Here is a 1,113-nt window from a genome sequence, read left to right as displayed (position 1 = left end):
GGCTGTGATCCATTTCTGTGTTGATAGAATAAAATTTCAATATTAATCAACAATTAAAAGAATTCGTCAAAAACGTCCTCAAACTGTTCACCATTGTTCAACCTTTCTAAGCCTCTATACATGTCCTTTGGGTTCATCGGCTCTACAGCGATTAGCGATGCTTGATAATACTTTACCTTGGTGTTTGGGAAGTCACTAAGGTAAAACACCGATTTGATCTCATCTACGTCATCATTTTTCACATCAATGTTTTCTAATAAAAATGGCTTTCGGTAATCTGCTTTGATCCCTGTACCTTCAATGAACCAAGCAGGTAATTGAGTTAGTTCAACAAACAGGTTTGTTCTGTGTCTGACTTCTGCATGAACAAGTTCATGGGCTATTACATCAGTGTTTAGTCCTTTAGGGCCTAGAAATATACATTCCCTAAATAAACCAGAGTTTTGCATACCTGTGGGGTTAAATCCGAACTTGGCATATTTTGTTTCGGCTGTAGCAATGATTCTAGGGTTGGAAGTGGGAGTGCCATAGATATCCGAAACCCTTTTAAATGCTGATTCTACAGCATGAGACAGCTCAACTTGTTTCGAAGTGTCGATACTTTGGTCAACATAAAAATCTGGTGACACTTCATTGAAGTGTGTTACCCCTATCAGTTCGCAAGCAATGGCATCTTTTTTAAAGTAACCAAATGAAGCTATAAAAAACGTAATAAAAACAATGATCAATATCTTAAGTATCTTCATTAAAACTCCAAATATTTATAGTGCTAAAACGACCCAGCTATCGTCTTCTTGTGACTGCTCCATTTGCCTAAACCAAGCGATGTAGTTATCAAGATAATCTGTGCCAACCCCATTAAATTGCCTTAGCCACTGTTTCCAGCGCATCATCCAATTGTTTAGTGTTTGTATGTGATAGATGCCATCTATAACTCTTTGATTATCAATAGCTATAAGGCGTTTATGATCAAGCTCAAAAGGAAGGTTTTTAACGATAGTTTGATATGACAAATTGCCATCGGTACACAATACACTCTCAGGTGTTAATACTGGTGCTAGTGATTTCTCCAGCTCTTCTCTTGTGTTTCTTTGCAAGACGCAGTGAGTGACA

General features: G+C 37.6%; 2 protein-coding genes. Both read right to left on the bottom strand.

From position 1 onward, the window contains the following. Positions 1-53: 53 nt before the first annotated feature. Positions 54-746, bottom strand: a complete 693-nt coding sequence (locus tag AAEY57_RS19270) for a hypothetical protein (protein ID WP_036956898.1) — start codon at positions 744-746, stop codon at positions 54-56. Between the two features lie 15 nt (positions 747-761). After that, on the bottom strand, positions 762-1,113 hold a 352-nt coding region (locus tag AAEY57_RS19265), incomplete at its 5' end, for a transposase (protein WP_350608579.1).

Origin of the sequence: Pseudoalteromonas sp. MER144-MNA-CIBAN-0113, assembly GCF_040308965.1 — a bacterium.
Classification (GTDB): Bacteria; Pseudomonadota; Gammaproteobacteria; order Enterobacterales; family Alteromonadaceae; genus Pseudoalteromonas; species Pseudoalteromonas tetraodonis.
The sequence above is the reverse complement of the archived record's forward strand: the minus strand, read 5'-3'. Positions and strand labels throughout refer to the sequence as shown.